General features: G+C 68.3%; 16 protein-coding genes. 3 read left to right on the top strand and 13 right to left on the bottom strand.

The annotated features are described in order from the left end of the window. Window position 1: 1 nt before the first annotated feature. Both F3087_RS30445 and F3087_RS30440 read left to right on the top strand, forming a co-directional pair. Window positions 2–706 carry a response regulator transcription factor gene (locus tag F3087_RS30445; protein ID WP_150405522.1) on the top strand — a complete coding sequence of 235 codons (705 nt, stop codon included), beginning with the start codon at window positions 2–4 and terminating at the stop codon, window positions 704–706. After that, window positions 699–1,724: a sensor histidine kinase gene (locus F3087_RS30440; protein WP_150405521.1), complete on the top strand. Its 1,026-nt coding sequence runs from the start codon at window positions 699–701 to the stop codon at window positions 1,722–1,724. The genes F3087_RS30445 and F3087_RS30440 overlap by 8 nt, the downstream gene beginning before the upstream one ends. Here F3087_RS30440 and F3087_RS30435 read toward each other — a convergent pair whose 3' ends face one another. The 5 genes from F3087_RS30435 to F3087_RS30415 form a co-directional block, all read right to left on the bottom strand. Then, a complete protein-coding gene (locus tag F3087_RS30435) occupies window positions 1,725–2,792 on the bottom strand; it encodes an NAD-dependent epimerase/dehydratase family protein (RefSeq protein ID WP_150405520.1) in 1,068 nt (355 codons plus the stop codon). It abuts the gene before it with no gap. A 169-nt stretch (window positions 2,793–2,961) separates the two neighbouring features. Next, entirely contained in the window at window positions 2,962–3,147 is a 186-nt protein-coding gene (locus F3087_RS30430) for a hypothetical protein (RefSeq protein WP_150405519.1), read from the bottom strand. Between the two features lie 59 nt (window positions 3,148–3,206). Next, entirely contained in the window at window positions 3,207–5,345 is a 2,139-nt protein-coding gene (locus F3087_RS30425) for an amylo-alpha-1,6-glucosidase (RefSeq protein ID WP_150405518.1), read from the bottom strand. After that, a complete protein-coding gene (locus F3087_RS30420) occupies window positions 5,342–6,445 on the bottom strand; it encodes a glycosyltransferase family 4 protein (protein WP_150405662.1) in 1,104 nt (367 codons plus the stop codon). The genes F3087_RS30425 and F3087_RS30420 overlap by 4 nt, the downstream gene beginning before the upstream one ends. A gap of 424 nt (window positions 6,446–6,869) precedes the next feature. Further along, window positions 6,870–7,958 carry a winged helix DNA-binding domain-containing protein gene (locus F3087_RS30415; protein WP_150405517.1) on the bottom strand — a complete coding sequence of 363 codons (1,089 nt, stop codon included), beginning with the start codon at window positions 7,956–7,958 and terminating at the stop codon, window positions 6,870–6,872. Window positions 7,959–8,045: 87 nt separating this feature from the next. Between F3087_RS30415 and F3087_RS30410 the strand changes: the two genes are divergently transcribed. After that, on the top strand, window positions 8,046–8,342 hold the full coding sequence (locus F3087_RS30410) for a hypothetical protein (protein ID WP_150405516.1): 297 nt from the start codon (window positions 8,046–8,048) through the stop codon (window positions 8,340–8,342). Between the two features lie 44 nt (window positions 8,343–8,386). Here the strand turns inward: F3087_RS30410 and F3087_RS30405 are convergent, their stop codons facing one another. The 8 genes from F3087_RS30405 to F3087_RS30370 form a co-directional block, all read right to left on the bottom strand. Beyond that, window positions 8,387–8,818, bottom strand: a complete 432-nt coding sequence (locus F3087_RS30405) for a carboxymuconolactone decarboxylase family protein (RefSeq protein WP_150405661.1) — start codon at window positions 8,816–8,818, stop codon at window positions 8,387–8,389. Window positions 8,819–8,896: 78 nt separating this feature from the next. After that, window positions 8,897–10,423, bottom strand: a complete 1,527-nt coding sequence (locus F3087_RS30400; protein WP_150405515.1) for a PstS family phosphate ABC transporter substrate-binding protein — start codon at window positions 10,421–10,423, stop codon at window positions 8,897–8,899. A 106-nt stretch (window positions 10,424–10,529) separates the two neighbouring features. Then, complete coding sequence (locus F3087_RS30395; RefSeq protein WP_150405514.1) at window positions 10,530–11,591, bottom strand: PHP domain-containing protein; 1,062 nt, start codon at window positions 11,589–11,591, stop codon at window positions 10,530–10,532. Between the two features lie 5 nt (window positions 11,592–11,596). After that, window positions 11,597–12,178 carry a dihydrofolate reductase family protein gene (locus F3087_RS30390; RefSeq protein WP_150405513.1) on the bottom strand — a complete coding sequence of 194 codons (582 nt, stop codon included), beginning with the start codon at window positions 12,176–12,178 and terminating at the stop codon, window positions 11,597–11,599. Window positions 12,179–12,242: 64 nt separating this feature from the next. Further along, window positions 12,243–13,103, bottom strand: coding sequence for a bifunctional DNA-formamidopyrimidine glycosylase/DNA-(apurinic or apyrimidinic site) lyase (mutM, locus tag F3087_RS30385; RefSeq protein WP_150405512.1), 861 nt, complete (start codon window positions 13,101–13,103; stop codon window positions 12,243–12,245). A 3-nt stretch (window positions 13,104–13,106) separates the two neighbouring features. Further along, window positions 13,107–13,820: a ribonuclease III gene (rnc, locus tag F3087_RS30380; protein WP_191094214.1), complete on the bottom strand. Its 714-nt coding sequence runs from the start codon at window positions 13,818–13,820 to the stop codon at window positions 13,107–13,109. Between the two features lie 22 nt (window positions 13,821–13,842). After that, window positions 13,843–14,025 (bottom strand): 50S ribosomal protein L32, encoded by a 183-nt coding sequence (gene rpmF, locus F3087_RS30375; RefSeq protein WP_014987105.1) that lies wholly within the window; start codon window positions 14,023–14,025, stop codon window positions 13,843–13,845. A 2-nt stretch (window positions 14,026–14,027) separates the two neighbouring features. Next, window positions 14,028–14,696, bottom strand: a complete 669-nt coding sequence (locus F3087_RS30370; protein WP_150405510.1) for a YceD family protein — start codon at window positions 14,694–14,696, stop codon at window positions 14,028–14,030. Between the last annotated feature and the right edge of the window lie 33 nt (window positions 14,697–14,729).

Genomic DNA, 14,729 nt, shown 5'->3' with positions numbered 1-14,729 from the left:
GATGACCATCCTGATCGCCGACGACGATCCCGTCGTCCGGGACGTGGTGCGGCGCTACCTCGAACGCGACGGGCTGACCGTCCGCGAAACCGCCGACGGCCCAGCCACTTTGGCCGCATTGGCGGACACGGACGAGCAGATCGACCTGGCCGTGCTCGACGTGATGATGCCCGCGCCGGACGGCATCGAGATCTGCCGCGCGATCCGCTCGGGGCCGCGCCCGCAGACGCCGGTCATCCTGCTCACCGCGCTCGGCGACGAGGACGACCGAGTACTCGGGCTGGAGGCGGGCGCCGACGACTACGTCACCAAGCCGTTCAGCCCCCGCGAGCTCGCGCTGCGGGTCGCGTCGGTGCTGCGGCGCGCGCAGGTGGTGCGCGACGACGCGCCACCGGCGTTGCGCGACGGCGCGATCGAGGTGCGGCCCGCTTTCCGGCTCGCGCTGGTGGACGGCGCTCCGGTGGACCTCACGCCCCGCGAGTTCGATCTGCTGGTCTTCCTGCTCCAGCATCCGCAGCAGGTGTTCAGCCGCGAGCAGTTGCTCGCCCAGGTGTGGGGCTGGGACTTCGGCGACCTGTCCACGGTCACCGTGCACATCAAGCGATTACGCGCGAAACTCGGCGCCCGCCACCGCATCGAAACGGTGTGGGGTCGCGGATACGCCTGGGCGCGAACCGAACCGGGAAACGGAGCCGTCGATGCCTGAGGACACCACCCAGCTGATCCTGTACTCGCTGGCCTGCTCGCTGCCGGTGGTGCTGATCGGCGCGGTGATCCTGCGCGCCACCAGTAATCGCTCGGTGACCACGAGTATGGCTGTGCTGGTGCTGATTCCGACGCTGTCCACCCTCGCGGGCGTCATCGGCGTCAGTGGCCTGATGTTCACCGAGCAGCTCCAGCGCACCGCGGTGGTGCTCGGTATCGTCGCGGCGGTCACTGTGCCCGCCGCGGTCCTGCTCGGCCGCGAGCAGGCGCGAAAGATGGTCTGGGAGAAACAGATCCGTGAGCAGGAACGGGCGTCGGAAAAGTCACGGCGTGAGCTGGTCGCCTGGGTGAGCCACGATCTGCGTACCCCGTTGGCGGGGATTCGGGCGATGGCCGAGGCGCTGTCGGACGGTGTGGTCAGCGGGCAGGCCGACGTGGCCTCCTATGCCGAGCAGATCGGTATCGAGACCAACCGGCTCTCCCGGATGGTCGACGACCTGTTCGAGATGTCGAAGATCAACGCGGGGGCGCTGCGACTCGAGCTGGAACCGGTCGATCTGCGCGAGCTGATCGATGAGGTGCTCGCCGCGAACCGCCCGACCGCCGAACGCGCGCAGGTCGAACTGCGGGCGGAGCAGCCGGATTCCCGAATCGTCGTGGCGGCCAACGATCAGGCGCTCGGCCGGGTGCTGACCAACCTGGTGTCCAACGCCATCGCGCACACCCCGCCCGGCGGCGAGGTCGCCATCTCGGCGGGCGCCGCCGACGGTCAGGCGTGGGCCAGGGTCGACGACACCGGGCCCGGCATCGCCGAGGCGGATCTGCCGCGCATCTTCGAGGTCGCCTACCGCGGCACCGCGGCCCGTTCGCCGGTCGCCGCGGACGGCGTACCCACCGGCAGCGGAATGGGATTGGCGATCGCCGCCGGCTTGGTCGAGGCGCACCGCGGCGATATCACCGCCGAGAATCGGCCTACGGGTAGCCGTTTCGAGGTTCGCCTGCCCCTGTCCGGCAACTGATCACAAGGTCGGCGCGCACACCCCCGCGCTGCTGCGCAGCGGCGCGAACGCGAACTCGGTGAGACCGGTGACCGGATCCACTCGCGCGGCGAAACCCAGAGCGCGCCTTGCCTTGTCCGGATCCGCGACCACATGTCGCACGTCGCCGGGCCGATAGCGTCCGGTCACCACCGGGTCCGGCCCGCCGCGCGCCGCGGCCAGCGTGACCGCGACCTCCCGGATCGTGATGGGACGTCCGGAGGAGACATTGAGCGGGACGAAACCGGGCAGCGGCTGCTCGACCGCGGCGAGGTTCGCCGCGGCGATATCGGTGACGTGCACGAAATCCCTTGTCTGCCCGCCATCCTCATACACCTGCGGCGGCTGCCCTGCCTCCAGCGCGGACCGGAAGATCGCCGCGACCCCGGAATAGGGTGTGTCCCTGGGCATATCGTCGCCGTAGACGTTGTGATAGCGCAGAGCGGTCACCGACGACCCCGTCACCGCGGCCCAGGCCGAAGCGTAATTCTCCTGCGCGAGTTTGCTCGCCGCGTACAAGCTGCGCGGGCGCAACGGCGCATCCTCGTGCACGGAGTCCCAGGTGAGTATCTCGCCGCTGTCCGGACAGCGGTACTCGAACATCCCGGCATCCAGGTCCTCGATCCGGCGAACACCGACTTCGACTGCGCCGCAACGCTCGCCGCGATACCGGCCCTCGCCGTACACGACCATCGAGGACGCGAGCACCAGCCGACGACACCCGGCCCGATCCATCGCCGCCAGCAAGACCGCGGTCCCGAAGTCGTTATGACTCGCATAGGCAGGCGCATCCTGCGCACTCACTCCGTTACCGACCACCGCGGCCTGATGACAGACCACATCGACGCCACGCAGCACCCCATCGAGCGCCGCTCCATCACGAACATCCACCCGCTCGATGCCGTCGGGAGTCGATGCAGCCGGACCGTGCGCCGCGGACACCATCAGATCGAGCGAAATCACCTCGTGTCCCGCAGCGTCCAGCGCACGCCGAATATGCGACCCGATGAACCCGGCAGCCCCGGTCAGCAACACCCGCACGCCACTCACCCCTGCCCTTTCGACAGCCGCCCGGCCCGGGCGACAACCACGATCACTTTCGCTGGAGCTGACGTCATGCCCCGATCGTGCCTGGTCCAGGCTCCGCGCGGGGCTGACCACGCCGCAGCGTCAGACTTTCGTCACGCTTGACCGCAGACTCGACCGGCCAACGTTGGCGTCAGCCCACTTCGGCGTGGTCGAAGTAGTACGCCGAGGCGGCCAGGTATTGGCAGCAGTCGGGGCCGTGGCCGGCGTGGGTGCTGCGGACGAACTGGGCGAGGTCCATGTCCAGGTCGAGGGGTTCGATGGTGCAGTCGCGGTGCTGTGAGCTCCACAGGTCCCGCATATCCAGCGATGTCTGCATGGTGCGCCTCCAGCCTGCGTCGTCTATCCGCGTGAACAGCATGACCGAAATGAAGGTATTCATCTGGTGACCAGTTGCCAATCGTCGGGTAGGCGGGCGGCGGTGACCTGCGCGCCCTCTACCTCGAGATCGACGGTGATCGGCCCGAGACGCAAGGCGGACAAGGTGATTCGGCCCCACTCCGGCGGCACCAGCGGGCGCACGGTGATCGTGCGGTTGGGCACGTCGGGGTCGAGGCCGAGGAACGCCCGCACCAGCAGCAGCGGTGCCGCGCTCGCCCAGGCCTGCGGTGAGCAAGAGGTCGGATAGGGCACCGGGGCCGGGAATCTCGAGCGCGGGAACCCGCAGTACAGCTCGGGTAGTCTGCCGTCGAAAGCCGCTGCGGCGTCGAGCAATCCGGTGGCGAGGCGGGTCGCGAGGTCGACCGCGCCGGGCACGTGCCGGTAGCGCAGCAGGCCGGCCACCGCGATGGCGGTGTCGTGCGGCCACACCGAGCCGCAGTGGTAGCTCATCGGGTTGTAGGCGCCCATGTCCGAGGACAGGGTGCGCAGGCCGAAGCCGCTGTCCATCTCCGGTCCCGAAAGTCGTTGCACCAGTTCGGCGGCGTGCACGTCACTGGCGATGCCGGACCAAAGACAGTGCGCCACATTGCTGGTCAGCGCGTCGACGCGACGCTTCCCCTTGTCGAGTGCGATGGCATACCACCCGCGCTCGGGCAGCCAGAACTGTTCGGCGAACTTGCCGCGCAGTTCGGCCGCCTGATCGCGCAGTTCGGCCGCGCGGGACGGGTCGTCGAAGGCGTCGGCGAGTTCGGCGCGGGCCAGCAGCGCGGCATGCACGTAACCCTGGACCTCGCACAGCGCGATCGGCGCCTCGGAGACGTGGCCCTCCAGGTCGTTGACGCCGTCCCAGCTGTCTTTCCACCCCTGGTTGACCAGGCCGCGATCGGTGGCGCGGCAGTATTCGACGAACCCGTCGCCGTCCCGATCGCCGTAGTCCCTGATCCAGTCCAGCGCCGCGTCGGCCGCGGGCAGCAGCTCGCTGATCGCCGCCGGATCCGCGCCCCAGCGCAGGCATTCGGCCAACAGCATCACGAAAAGCGGTGTGGCGTCGACGGTTCCGTAATAGATGTTGCCGCCGAGCACCAGCCCGCCCGCCGGGCCGCGACGCATCTCGTGCATGATCCGCCCCGGCTCCTCCTCGGTCAGCGGATTCACCGTCTGCCCTTGCAGTTCCGCCAATTGCTGCAACGTGCCGAGCGCCAGGTCCACCTCGAGCGGCAACGCCATCCACGCGGTGAGCAGGCTGTCGCGGCCGAACAGCGTCATGAACCAGGGCGCGCCGGCCGCGACGAACGGTCTGTTCACACCGGAGTCGTCGTGAATCTGCAAGGCGCCCAAGTCGCTTTCGGTGCGCCGCAGCACCTGACTCAGCTCCGGAAGCGACGCCCCGATGTCGGTGGCGGTGTGCCGCCAGGCGGCGATCTTGCGGCCGGGAGCGCTGACCCCATAGTGCTCGCCGGGGGCCAGCGGCGCCTGGAACCGCTGATTACCGAGCGTGGGCTGCGCGGTGATCTCGGTCTGCCAGCTCCCGCCGACGGGCACGACCACCCGCCACATCAACGTGCCCGGCAATACCGTGGGTTCGATCGTCGCGGACACCGAGAGCCCGCGCATCCGATCGACCCGATCATGGAACAGCAGCTCGCCCTCGGCCACCGTCACCTCGGACCGGCCGTTGCCGGCCCGCCCCTCCTTGACCGCGAACAGGTCGACGAAGTCCGCGTCGACATGCAATTCGAGGGTGACCGCCGTGGGCTCGCGGCCCATGTTCTCCAGCGTCAGCACCTCGTGCATGCCGTCGGCGACGATCCGCTCGCGCACCACCAACAGCGTGCTGTCGGCCAGCCCGGCCGTCGGTGGTCTGCGCAGCACGAACCGCGCCGCGAACGCCTCCGGGCTGAGCACCGAAAGTGGTTCCGGCAGATGGCCGTCCACCAGCAGCTCCCACCGGGAGATGACCCGCGCGTCCCGGAAGAACAGGCCGTGCGGACGGCCCGGCTCGACATCGCCGAGCCGGTTCGACAGGCAGAAGGTGCCGCCCTCCACCAGCGTCACCGAGCCCGCCCCGCCGAATCCCGTTGGCTCACCGGAATTCAGTGGAGCGGGGCTGAGCGCGGCGGTGGTATCCGCCGTCACGCGAGACCGCTGGCCGTGGCGGGCATCGGGATGGCCTGATCCTTGTACCGGCGCAATCCGTTTCGCTTCTGCGCCCGCATCAGCTTGCGGTAGACCAGTTCGTATCCGCGGCCCAGCGTGTCGGCGCCGAAGTTCGCCTCGACGTGCGCGCGACATGCCGCCGGATCCATGGCCTGCACCTCAGCGATGGCGGCGGTGAGTTCGGCCGGGTCGTCACAGACTCGACCGGTCACCCCGTCGACGATCACCTCGGCCACCGCGCCGCCGCGCAACGCGACCACCGGGGTGCCGCACACCATGGACTCGATCATCACCATGCCGAACGGTTCCTCCCAGCGGATCGGGAACAGCAGACATTTCGCTCCCGCCAGCAGCTTTCGCTTGTCCGTGGCGTCGGCGAGGCCGAACACGTGGTCCTGGTCGGTCAGCAACGGGCGTACCTGCTCCTCGAAGTATTTGATCTCGGGCGGCTCGCTGCACTTGCCCGCGAGCACGAGCGGCATGCCCGCGGCGTGCGCGGCCTCCAGCGCCAGATGCGGCGCCTTGCACTCGTTGAAGCGGCCGAGGAACAGCGCGTAGTCGTCCTTCTCGGCACGGAACGGCCACTCCTCGGGATGCAGAGCATTATGCACTCGCCCAGCCCAATTCAAATCCGGAGCCAGCTCCTGCTGCCGGTCGCTGATCGCCACGAGCGAGATGTCGTCGCCCATTTCCCGGTAGTACTCATGGCATTCGCCCTCGACCGGCCCGTGCACGGTGACCACGGTCGGCAAGCCAAGGGTCCTATACGCCGGCGCGTTCAGCGGGCCCGCGAACGTGTGCTCGTGCACCAGGTCGATACTGCCTGCGGCAGCGAGCTTCTCGATCGCCCGGCGGGCCCGCAACGCGTGCAACACCTCCGGGAACGGCTCGCCGAGCCGCTCAGGGCAGATGGCGTCCCATAGCGGAATAAACCTGGCGGCCTTGGTGCCCGGCTCCCCCGCACCGAGCAGGGTCACTTCGTGTCCTCTCGCCACCAGCGAGTCGACCAGATCGGCGACGACGGCCTCGACGCCTCCGTATGCCTTGGGTGGCACATCGAAGTACGGCGGAACAACCATCGCGATGCGGAATCGGGACCCGCTGTGATCGATAGACAGCAAGTCCGAGGTCGAAACCTGGCGCGAAACCGCCATGGGAAACTCGCTCATGACCCTCCTTCCAAAGGGCACACCGTGCAGGACACAACCATTTGCTTGGGCACAACCGTGAGCAATTCGCGCACACCCAGCGCTTCGAAGCGCACGCAGGGCGCCGAGCTGGTGGCCACCGCGGCGGAGGTGAAGCGTTGCTGCACCGCCGGTCCGTAGGGCTTGGTTGGCCTGGTCGCTAGCCGCGCGATCAGGGGGGCCGCCAGTGATGTACCTCACCGACGTGCCCTCAAACCATGCAGTTAAATATGTTGCTGATCAATAGCCGTAATCGCCAGGTGGGAGAGGCTTTTACAAGTTTCCATCGAATCTGTCTACGGGCCTGGATATTCGCTCAGCCTTCGATGACGACCTTTCCGTCCTGACCGGGGACGACGAAGGTGAGCATGCGCTCGGCCTCGACGCGCAGCTCCTCCGCCTCGGCCGCCGACAACGGATGCCACGGGGTAACCCGAATCGTGCTGTCGTCCAAGGACCACCGGCCGTGCACGAAGCCGTCGACCAGGTACATCGGCACGCCCCCGGACGCCTCCCTGGCGATCCGCTGGTAATCCTCGTCGCTGATGATCCGGCGCCGATCCTTGTGGCCGAGCAGCGCGTTGTCGAAGGCGGGCAGAAACCGCACCGGCACCGCCAGATTCGGGTCGGCCAGCGGGGCGTCCGGCAGGTCGAACAGCACCCGATGCTGATCGTCGGTGAAAACGCGCAGGCGGGTACGCATCTCGTCGACCACCTCGGCGAGCCGGGTGACCCCGGCCCAGGCCTGCATGTCGGCGACCGTGGCCGGGCCGAACGCGGCCAGGTAGCGCAGGATCAGGGTTTCCGCCTGCGGCTCGGTCGCCATCGGCCGGCCGATCCATTCGTCGGCCAGGGCGACGGTCACCGAGCGGTTGCGCCACTTGCCCCAGGCGCCGGTGACCGGGCTGTGCACCATCGGGACCAGCAATTCCGCCGACTCGGCGAGCCTGCGCGTGTGCCGGTCCGGAAAGCGCTCGCCGAGTCGCAGCCCGAGGTCGCTGCGGGACAGGATGCGGCCGGACAGCAGCTCCCGGCCCGCGGCGGCGAGCTCGTCCAGATCAATGCCCTCGATCTCGTCGCGGTAGTAGGCCGCCTGCAACGCGGCGTGCACGACCGGGCGCACCGTGGGGCGCAGCCAGCGGAAGTCGTCCGCGTCGGCGAGGTGCACGGTGCGCCGGATCATGGCCGAACGCACCAGTTTTCGCTCGCGCAGCAGCGCGGCCAGGTCGTCGTGCGCGAAGTCGGTCAGCCGGGTCCATAACCCGACGTAGGGCCAATTGGGTTCCTGCCCCTGCACCGCCACCAGATGGCGCACCAATTCCAACGGGGTCATCGCGACCCGCTGCGCCAACATCTGACGCACCAGCAGGGTTCGATTCAGCTCACGCAGCGATAGTTCCGTCATACCTGCCATCTTCGCCGATACCACCGACAGATCGGGGCCCTTCGGCGATCAGCCGCGCATACGTATACGTATACGTACAATTAACCTATGTTCGATCCCATCACTCTGGCGGTCGGCGCCGGAATCCTCGGCGCCGGCTGGGCAGTCGGACGATTCGGCCACCGCGGGGCCATCGGCGGCAAAACGCCGCGCAGCGTGGCGAAATGCGGGTGCGGACACGACCTCGCCATCCACGACGCGCAGGCAGGCGAGTGCCACGCCGAGGAGCGCCGGTCGATCGCGCCGGCCACCTGGGAGTGGGTGCGCTGCCCGTGTCGCCGCTACACCGGGCCGCTGCCGGTCGAGGACTACTTCACCCGGCCGATCCTGCCGCCGACGGACTGAGGGCGACCGGGGTCTGGTCGCCCGTCCGCGAATGCGCTTGCGCATCAGTCGATGTCGGGCTGCATCCGCAACGGAACCCCGATGCGGTTCCACAGGTTGATCATCGCGGTGACCGCCACCAGACCGGCCGCGGCGCCCTCGTCGAAGTGCTGCTCGACGCCGGCCCACACCTCGTCGCTGACGCCGTGGTCGCCGAGCTTGGTCACCGCTTCGGCGTAGGCGAGGGCGGCGCGTTCGGCGTCGGTGTAGAGCGCGGACTCCCGCCAGGCGTCGAGCTGGAAGATGCGCTTCTCGGTTTCCCCGGCCAGCCGGGCGTCGGTGGTGTGCATATCGATGCAGTAGACGCAGCCGTTGATCTGCGAGGCGCGAATCTTGACCAACTCCCGGACCACCGGGTCCAGCGGGCCGCGGCGGATGGCGCCCTCGGCGGCGAACCACGCCTGATACAGCTCCGGCGCAACCTTGGCCAGCTTCATCCGTGACACGTTGTCGTCCTTTCCTCGGTGTTGTCCTACATCACCAAGACGAGACGGCGACCGGAAGTGTGACGCGGCTCAGGAATCCGGTAGGCAGCGGGCCGGATCGGGCAGTTCGGCGCACGGCGCGTTGCCGTGCGCGCGCAGCACGTCCTTGCCGGTCTGGTCGACCAGGAAGTGCAGGAACGCGGCGGCCAGCGAGTCACCGGGCAGTTCGCCGTAGCTGTAGGCGTATTCGACACCCCAGAACGGGTAGGAGCGATCTATCGCCGCGTCCCGGCCGGCGGTGACGCCGTTGATCGTGACGGCCGGCAGACCTGCCTCCACCGCCTCGGAGGACTCGGAATAGCCGATGGCGCCGGGGATTTCGCCGACCGCCTTCTGCATGTCCTTGGTCACCTGGACGTCACAATGCGCCGCGGCGGAGATCGTCGTGCCCTTGATCGCGGTGCAGCTCACGTGCGGCCGATCGGGCTGGCCCGTGCCGAGTAGCCTGCGCTCGAACGTATTCCGAGTACCCGAGCCGGGAATCCGATTCACCAGCACCACCGGAAGATCGGGGCCCCCGACGTCGCGCCAGTTGCCGATCCGGCCTAGATACAGGTCGCGGATCTGCGCGTCGGCGAGGTTGCGCACCCCGACGCCCTGGTTGACGATCACGCTGAACAGCGACAATGCCAGCGGTCGCTGCACCAACCCGGGATACCCGCTGCCCTTCGGTCCGTCGCTGATCGCCAGCAGACTCGAATTGTCTTTGCCCGCTTCGGCCAGCCGGTCCAGCCCGCGCTCGGTGCCCTCGAAGCCGAACGCGAATTCCGCCCCGGTACAACGCTTCCCGTATTGATCGGCGGCCTGCTGCACGACCGGCGCGAACGCCGACGAGCCGATCACGGTGAGCTTGCCCGCGGCGCACTCCAGTGGCGTCGGATCGGGCTCTAGTGCGGCGACGATGAGCTGCACCGCGATCACCAGCACCAGAAAGACGGTCAGCCCCACCATCATTCGGGGAACGCCGGTCCGGCTTCGGGTTTCGAGGATGCGCCCGCCCTTGATGCCGCCGGTCAGCACCGGAACCGGGTACTCCCCCGCGCCCTCGGAGCGTTGCAGGATGGCCAGGATCTTGTAGTGCTCACCACGATTCAGCGGCACCTTGGGCAGATCGATGACGCCGATGTGCCCGGCCATGTCCTCACGCACCGCGATGCCGGAGTCGCCGTCCAGGCTGTCGGCCAGGCCGGGATCGCTGAGTTCGGTGACCGCCATGCCGATCACCAGGCGCTGCGGGAACCGCAGATGCAGGCCGATACGGGCCGGGTCGGGCGCTCGATAGTCGCTCGTGTCGATGGTGGTCGCGCCGCTGTTCTCGATGCGCACCAGGACAACCGAGAGATCCTTCAGATCCGGGCTCGCGCCGTCGCGCGCGGGCCGCAGCTGCGGCAGCACGCCGGGGAACACGGACTCGACCTCACCCGTGACGGGCGTGTCCATCTGCACGCGGTAGCCGAGGCGCTTGCGCCCGACGAACACGAACTCGTACAGGAACGCGCCGATCGGCACCGCGATACCGATGAGCGCCAGCACGATCTCGACCGGAAAGTCGCCCAACGGTCAGTCCACCCCCACACACTCTGTCTGGCAACCATTTTCAGCCGCGAGCGGCGGAAGTCGCCGAAACAGCAGGACTATTCGGCAACAGTTAACCCGGCGGCCATCAGGCGCCGGGCGATCGGGTCCAGGCCAGCAGGTCAACCATCGGCCAGGTGTTGATCACCCGTTCGGCCGCAACGCCGTTGGCGAGGGCGCGTTCGCAACCGTAACCCTGCCAGTCCAATTGGCCGGGGGCGTGCGCGTCGGTGTCGATGGCGAAGTGGCAGTCCATCTCGACGGCCAGCTGGATGAGCCGCGACGGCGGGTCGCGGCGTTCCGGCCTGCTGTTGATCTCGACGGCGGTGCCGTAGGTCCGGCACGCCTCGAAGACCAGTTCCGCGTCGAAGGTGGACTCCGGGCGGGTGCCGCGCCCGCCTTCGACCAGCCGGCCGGTGCAGTGGCCGAGTACGTCGACGTTGGGGTCGGCCACCGCGTAGACCATGCGTTTGGTCATCGTCGCGCTGTCCGCGCGCAGGTGCGAGTGCACGCTGGCCACCACGATGTCGAGCTCGGCGAGCAGGTCGGCCTGCTGGTCCAGGGTGCCGTCGTCGAGGATGTCCACCTCGATGCCGGTGAGGATGCGGAACGGCGCCAGCCGGTCGTTGAGCTCGGCGATCACGTCGAGTTGCTTGCGCAGCCGGGTCGCGGACAGCCCGTTGGCGACGGTCAGCCGCGGCGAATGATCGGTCAGCGCGCAGTACTCGTGGCCGAGCGCGGCCGCGACCCCCATCATCTCGGCGATCGGGCTGCCGCCGTCGGACCAGTCCGAGTGGGTGTGCAGGTCGCCGCGCAGCCGCGCGCGCAGCGGTTTGCCCGGCACGCCGATCGGCTTGGCCGCCTTGCGCAGGTCGAGCAGCTGCTGCGGCACCGTGCCGGAATAGGACTGTTCGATGACCGCGGCCGTCTTCGGCCCGATCCCGGCGATGTCGCGCCAGCTGCGCGCGGTGCGGTGCGCGTCGCGCTCCGCATCGGACAGCTCGGCGACGATATCGGCGGCGCGGCGGTACGCCTTGACCCGATACGTTTCGGCGCGCGAGCGTTCCAGCCAGAAGCCGATCTCGCGCAGCACCTCCACCGGGCCCGGCGTGGCGGCCGGGTCCGCGGCGATCGAATCGTCGTCCGCCACAGCGGTTATCGCATCCTGCTGTACTTCATGAAGGCCACTCCGTCCTCGAACACCCGGCTGGTGATCACCCGGAACTTGGCCGCGTCGGGCAGCCGCGGCCCGGAGCCGAACAGCGACTTACCCCGGCCGAGCAGGACCGGGTAGAGCTTGAGGAAGATCTGATCGATCTCCGGCAGCAATTCCTGCGCCAGTTCGCCGCCGCCGCACAGCCAGATCCCGAGACCGTTGTCGCGCTTGAGTTCTCGCACCTTCGCCAGCGGATCGGACGCGATCAGCTCGACGTCGGGATCGGGGTTCTCCGGCAGCGTGGTCGAGACCACGTACTGCTTCAGGTGCGCGTACGGGCTGGAGGTGCCGGTGCGCACGCCGAAGTCGTGCGTCTTGCGTCCCATCAGCACGGTGTCGAAGTAGCGATTGCGCTTGTCGATCCCCATCGATTCCCGCACCTTGGTCGGCAGGGTCTCGGGATATTGCGCGGTGATCGCAGGCCCGTGGTCGCCGCCGACCGGGAAGAAGTCGACCGATCCCTCTTCGGTGGCGATGTATCCGTCGATGGTCGACGCTACGTAATACGTGAGCTTGCGCATGTGTCCTTCCTTCACGGCCGGACCCACTTCCCGAACCGCCTACAAGAAAGGTAGCTTGCCCTCGCTAACGGAGGCGAGGCTTCGGTTGGCACCGCGGGCAAGAATACGAGGAACGATTCATGAACTTTTCCCGCCGAATCGGCGCACCGCAGCGACGGCACGGCTCGTCTTCGCGGCCGTAGACGGCGAGCGAGCGTTCGAAGTAGCCGGACTGGCCGTTGACGTTCACATACAGCGCGTCGAACGAGGTGCCGCCGGCCGCGAGCGCCTCGGCCATGACCGCGCCCGCGTCGGCGATCAGGGTGCGCAGGGCCGGGCGGGACAGTCCGGAGGCGATGCGCAGGCTGTGCAGCTTTGCCCGCCACAGGGATTCGTCGGCGTAGATGTTGCCGATGCCGGAGATGACGCTCTGATCGAGCAGCAGGCGCTTGATGTCGACCTGCTTGGCCCGCATCCTGGCCACCACGGATTCGGCGTCGAAACGCGGATCCAGCGGGTCGCGGGCGATGTGCGCGACCGGCTCGGGCACCAGGGTGCCGTCCACCTCGACCAGTGGCGCGAGCGCCCAGCCGCCGAACGTGCGCTGGTCGACGAAGCGCAGCTGGGTGCCGTCGTTGAGGCTCGCGCGGATGTGCGCGTGCTTTTCCACCGGTGCGTCGGCGTCCTGCACGAGCATCTGCCCGCTCATGCCGAGGTGCACGACGAGCGCGGTGTCCGGCTCGTCGAAGGTGAGCCACAGGAATTTGCCGCGCCGCTCGGCGGACTCGACCTTCAGGCCGGTCAGCCGGGCGGCGAGATCCGCGGCGCCTTCCAGATGGTTGCGCACCGCGCGGGGATGGCTGATCGCGACCGATTCGATGACGCGGCCGACCACGTGTTCGGCGACGCCGCGCCGCACGACCTCTACCTCGGGAAGTTCTGGCACGATTCAGGATTCCGCGGTCAACGCCTGGTAGGCGGTGCCTGCGGCCTTCTGCTCGGCTTCCTTCTTGGAGCGACCGACGCCCTGGCCGTAGGCCCGGCCGCCGACCACGGTGGTCGCGGTGAATTCCTTGTCGTGATCGGGGCCCGTCGAGGTGATCTCGTAGCTGGGCACGCCGAGACCGCGTTCGGCGGTGAGTTCCTGCAGGCTGGTCTTCCAGTCGAGGCCGGCCCCCATCCGAGGACCGCGCTCGAGCAGGTCGGCGAACAGCCGCAGCACCACCTCACGCGCGACGTCGATGCCGTGCTCCAGGTGCACCGCACCGAGCAGCGACTCCATGCCGTCGGCAAGGATGCTCGGCTTGTCCCGGCCGCCGGTGAGCTCTTCGCCCTTGCCGAGCAGCAGGTGCACGCCGAGGCCGCCCTCGCCGAGCTGACGCGCCACCTCGGCGAGCGCGTGCATGTTCACCACGCTCGCCCGCAGCTTCGCCAGTTCGCCCTCGGACTTGTCCGGGTGCTCGTGGTAAAGCCGCTCGGTGATGCTCAGGCCGAGTACGGAATCGCCCAGGAATTCCAGGCGCTCGTTGGTCGGCAGGCCGCCGTTCTCATAGGCGTACGACCGGTGCGTCAGCGCCAGGCGCAGCAGCTCCGGCTGCACCTCGACGCCGAGCGCCGCGAGCAAGCTCGCGTGTCCACTGGACGAGTCGGGTTCGTCAGTCACGTCAATACGACAGGTTGAACTGTTAGACAGCTGCTGTGACCTGACGGCCCTTGTACGTGCCGCAGGAGGGGCACGCGATGTGCGGCAGGGTCTTCTCGCCGCAGGCGCGGTTCGGGCAGGTGATCAGGGTCGGCGCGGTGGCCTTCCACTGGCTGCGCCGCGACCTGGTGTTGGAACGGGACATCCGGCGCTTGGGAACGGCCACGACTACTTCTCCTCTGTCATATTGCTTGCCATTTCGGCTGACTGGTCTGCTGCTGTGGCCGCACCCTGGTCGGGGCTGCCGTTGCCGGGCGATGCAGTGGCGAATTTCGCCAGCCCGGCCCAGCGAGGGTCAAGTATCTCATGCGAGTGCTCGGATCCCGCAATCGCCATCCGGACGCCGCATTCGGCGCACAGTCCGGCGCAGTCGGGCGAGCACAGCGGCTGGAGCGGAAGCTCGATGCCGACCGCGTCGATGATCACCGGTTCGAGGTCGATCGTGTCGTCGACCATGCGATAGGAGTCATCGTCGTCGGTGGTCTGCTCGGTCGTGCTGTTCGGGTAGGCGAACAGCTCGGTGAGGTACACGCTCACCGTGTCGGTGAACGGCTCGAGGCAGCGCGAGCACTCGCCCTCGATCGGTGCGGAGGCCGTTCCGGTGACCAGAACGCCTTCCGACACCGCCTGCAATTGCAGGTCGAGTTCGAGCTCGGCACCCACCGGTACCGCGACCAGATCGAGCCCGATCCGCTCGACAGTGGTGATGGTGCGCTGGAACTCACGCATCGTCCCGGCCCTGCGGCCGAGGCTGCGAACGTCCAGCACGAAGGCCGCGTCGGGCTCTCGGCGCGGGGCCGAGCCTTTACGCGGGGCAGAACTGGAACCGGCGGACATCACGAACTCACTTCACTATCGAGGGGAATGGGC

Source organism: Nocardia colli (assembly GCF_008704205.1).
Taxonomy (GTDB): Bacteria; Actinomycetota; Actinomycetes; order Mycobacteriales; family Mycobacteriaceae; genus Nocardia; species Nocardia colli.
Note: the sequence above shows the minus strand (reverse complement) of the source record. Positions and strands in the feature narration are given on the sequence as shown.